Below are 4,065 nucleotides of genomic sequence, written 5' to 3'. Positions count from 1 at the left end.
AACCAATATCAGTACCATTAACTCAAGCATTATTATTCCCAAGATTCGGAATGGATGTAACATTGGCATATCCAGAAGGATATGATCTACCAGATTGGGTAATCGAAAAAGCTAAGAAAAATGCATTAGAAAATGATGGAACATTCACAATAACTCACAACATGGAAGAAGCATACAGAAATGCAGATGTAGTAATTCCTAAGAACTGGGGAAGCTGGGTTAACAACCAAAGTGATGCAGTAGTAGATGATTTATTGGAATCATATAAAGGATGGAAGTGTACAGAAGAAATGATGGCACTTACAAATCCAGGATCAATCTATATGCACGCACTTCCAGCAGACAGAAACAACGAAGTTGAAGATTCAGTAATAGATGGACCACACTCAGTAGTTTATGATGAAGCAGAAAACAGAATCCACACAGCAAAAGCTGTTATGGTTCTTACTATGGGTGGAAAATAGAATAATGTTGCATCGCAACATTATTCTCAGGTACTAGATATTAGGGTTCCATGAAATGATTTTTTGGTAATGAGAAACATCAATAACTAAGGATCAGAAAATAGGAGAAGGGGATAAATTAAGTATCTTTATTCCCTTCCTTTTTAACAAATTACTTAAAAATGGGGGAAAGTTATGGCAAAAGTAGTAGCAGTAAATATAAGTGAAACAAAAGGAGTAGTAAAACATCCCATTGAAAAAGGATTTTTTAAGAAAAAACATGGACTTGAAGGTGATGCTCATGCAGGTGATTGGCATAGACAAGTAAGTCTTCTTGCACAAGAAAGCATAGACAAAATGAAAAAAATGGGGATAGAATTATCTGTAGGAGATTTTGCTGAGAACATAACCACAGAAGGTATAGTACTTCATGAACTTCCAGTTGGTACAAAATTAAGAATTGGAGAAACTGAAATGGAAGTAAGTCAAATAGGAAAGAAATGTCATGAGGGTTGTGAAATCAAAAAAAAGGTTGGATATTGTATAATGCCAAAAGAAGGGATATTTACAATAGTACTTCGAGAAGGATATATTAAACCGGGAGATGGAATAGAAATTGTTAAAGAATAGTATAGTATAAAAAAATAATTCATTCTATTAAGGATGAATTATTTTTTATACTAAATGGAAACGATTTCTCATAAATGTTTTGAAACTTGTGAGGTTAAAAAGGAATTTTATTTTGAAATTTTGCAAAATGTTGAAAAAATACACTGGTTGTAATAAAATTAAATTAATGTATATATTTTACAGATATAAAAAATTCAACTAAATAAAAGGAAGGAGGATTAAAAGACTTAATTTTAAATCTTTCGTTAATCTTTTCTAAATAAAAGACAAAATTATTTTTACTCTTAAAATAGTAAATGTATTTGGCTTAGTTTTGTTATGATACCTGCATTTGCAAGATGATTTTTATTTAAGGTAGATAAAGGGGTATATGGGATTTTAGCTTACTATAATTAAAAAAGTTTTTGAAAATAAAAATAATAACAAGCTAAGGGGGAATTAAATATGGGAATAAAAAATAAAAAGAGTCAATTAGTATATCAACTTGATGATAAGCCGCCTTTAAAAATTGCACTAGTACTAGCTTTGCAAACTATTTTGACAGGATTTGGTGGGATTGTGGCTGTTCCATTAATTGTTTCATCAGCCTTAGGACTTCCATTTAAGGAAGTTACGTTTTGGATAAGCTGTGCACTGTTTGTATCAGGGATAGTAACGCTTATTCAATCCCATGGTTTGGGCAAAGTTGGTTCTAGATTGCCTGTAATAATGGGAACATCTTTTGGATTTGTTGGAGTTTCTATAATGGTAGGTAAAAACTATGGTATAGCTGCGTTGTTTTGTGCAACTATAGCAGGTGCTTTAGTTGAAGTTATTTTTAGTAAATTTATTAAACATATAAAACGATTTTTACCTCCTATAGTAACAGGTACAGTAGTTACTTTAATTGGATTAACAGTTGTACCAGTAGCAATAAATTGGTTAGGAGGAGGAGCTGGTTCAGCTAACTATGGTTCAATAAAGAATTTATTAGTTGGACTTGCTGTATTGATAATTATTATAGTATTGAATGAGTTTGGAAATGAATTTATAAGTTCAGCTTCTGTGGTTATAGGAATTGTTTGTGGATATATATTGGCAGCGTTTACAGGAATGCTAGATTTTAGTTCAGTAGCTTCTGCTTCTGCATTTTCAATACCACGTCCATTTAAATATGGTATTAATTTTAGTATACCGGCAATTTTAGCATTTATCCCTATTTATGTAGCAACTACTATTGAAGCAGTAGGAGATACTTTAGCTATTGGAGCAGCTTGTGAACATGAGGTTTCACCACAAGAACTGCAAGGGGGAGTACTTTGTGACGGCGTTGGTAGTATGATTGCAGGCGTATTTAATGCAGGTGCTAATACAACTTTTAGCCAATGTACAGGACTTGTAAGTGTTACTGGAGTAGCTAGTAGATTTGTAGGTATGCTAGCAGGAGGTTTGTTAATTGCAGCAGGATTATTACCTAAATTTGCAGCAATTGTAGCAGCAATGCCTAGTCCTGTTTTAGGAGGAGCTGGTATAGTAATGTTTGGAATGATAGCTAGTTCTGGAATTAAAATGCTAAGTGAGGTTGAGTTTAGTAAAAGAAATATGTTAATTATATGTGTTTCAATAACATTAGGTTTAGGAGTAATATTTAAACCAGAGATATTGAGTAAATGTCCTACTGCAATTCAAACAATATTTGGATCAGGTATAACTACTGGATCAATTTGTGCAATATTGTTAAATATACTTTTACCTGAAAGGCTTTCATCAGACAAGAATACAGATAAAAAACAAAATATTTATGTATAAATAATAAAAAGTCGTCTTGCAATATATGATTGAAAATATAATCAATAGTTAATTACATACTACTATTTTAATATAATAAAGAAATTTATAAAAAAGGTGTAAATTACGTTTAATCTACGATAATTTACACCTTTTTATAATTAAGTAAAAAAGAGTTACCAAAATGATAAAATTTATTATTTTGATAAATTTATTTTAAGCATATATGTGCGTAGTAGTAAAAAATATATAAGAGTTTTTAAATTATCGTTTTGATAACTTCCAGTTTATTCAGGATGAAAATAAAAATACCTAATTTACTTAAAATTAGCAGGTTAGGTGGTATGATAAAGTTGGCATGAATAGTGCTAATTTATAAGGTGAGTAATAAATAGAAAGTTATAAAACCTTAATAGGTATTTTAGTATGCCTTTTGAATGGGTAAGAAAACTATTAAGAAAAATATAAGGAGGAATTTTTATGGAAAAAAAAGTAATAAACACAGAGAAGGCACCAGGTGCTATTGGACCATACTCACAAGGAATTAAAATGGGAGATTTAGTTTTTACATCAGGACAGCTTCCAATTGACATGGAAAGTGGAGAATTAATTGTAGATGATATAAAAAAAGCTACTAAAGCAAGTCTTGAAAATGTAAAAGCAATACTTGAAGAAGCAGGTTCATCTTTAGATAAAGTTGTTAAAACTGTTGTTTATTTAAGAGATATAAATGATTTTGGTGCTATGAATGAAATATATGGAGAATATTTCAATGAGTTACAACCGGCAAGAAGTTGTTTTCAAGTTGCAAAACTTCCTAAAAATGCACCAATTGAAATAGAAGTTATTGCAGAAGTATAAAATTTGAACTTTAATATAAAAATTATAAAGAATATTTGGGGAGGAAAAATAATGCAAACAGTATTTAGAGGAAGACACTTTATAACATTAGAGGACTATACAAAAGAAGAAGTTGAAACTATGTTGGAGGTTTCTGCTGATCTTAAAAAGAAAATGGCTATGGGAGTAGCAACTCCATATTTACCATATCAAACAATGTTTTTAATGTTCTTTGAACAATCAACAAGAACAAGAAACTCAATGGAAGCAGGTATAGCACAATTAGGAGGACATGCAAACTATTTAGATACAAGTACAATGCAAGTATCACATGGAGAAGTAGCTAAAGATACAGCAGTAATTCTTTCAAGATTTGGTCATGGTA

The 4,065-nt window shown here is 30.7% G+C and carries 4 protein-coding genes and 1 pseudogene; all 5 read left to right on the top strand.

Annotated features, from left to right (window positions below; translation table 11 throughout):
* Positions 1 to 464 (top strand): ornithine carbamoyltransferase (locus tag OIO11_RS02515; protein ID WP_442781205.1); only part of this gene is annotated, 464 nt, incomplete at its 5' end.
* A 174-nt stretch (positions 465 to 638) separates the two neighbouring features.
* Entirely contained in the window at positions 639 to 1,073 is a 435-nt protein-coding gene (locus OIO11_RS02510) for an MOSC domain-containing protein (protein ID WP_268069773.1), read from the top strand.
* Between the two features lie 444 nt (positions 1,074 to 1,517).
* A complete protein-coding gene (locus OIO11_RS02505; RefSeq protein ID WP_268069772.1) occupies positions 1,518 to 2,861 on the top strand; it encodes a uracil-xanthine permease family protein in 1,344 nt (447 codons plus the stop codon).
* Positions 2,862 to 3,320: 459 nt separating this feature from the next.
* Positions 3,321 to 3,701: a RidA family protein gene (locus tag OIO11_RS02500; RefSeq protein WP_268069771.1), complete on the top strand. Its 381-nt coding sequence runs from the start codon at positions 3,321 to 3,323 to the stop codon at positions 3,699 to 3,701.
* Between the two features lie 51 nt (positions 3,702 to 3,752).
* A pseudogene (locus OIO11_RS02495) lies at positions 3,753 to 4,065 on the top strand (ornithine carbamoyltransferase); the annotation flags it as partial.

Origin of the sequence: Clostridium sp. ZS2-4 (genome assembly GCF_026719745.1) — a bacterium.
In the GTDB taxonomy this organism is placed as follows: Bacteria; Bacillota; Clostridia; order Clostridiales; family Clostridiaceae; genus Clostridium_H.
This window is presented reverse-complemented; position numbering and strand designations above follow the sequence as displayed.

What these genes read in the sequence shown, in the direction of transcription:
- OIO11_RS02510 (WP_268069773.1), top strand. Translation starts at nt 639, where the DNA reads ATGGCAAAAGTAGTAGCAGTAAATATAAGTGAAACAAAAGGAGTAGTA.
- OIO11_RS02505 (WP_268069772.1), top strand. Translation starts at nt 1,518, where the DNA reads ATGGGAATAAAAAATAAAAAGAGTCAATTAGTATATCAACTTGATGAT.
- OIO11_RS02500 (WP_268069771.1), top strand. Translation starts at nt 3,321, where the DNA reads ATGGAAAAAAAAGTAATAAACACAGAGAAGGCACCAGGTGCTATTGGA.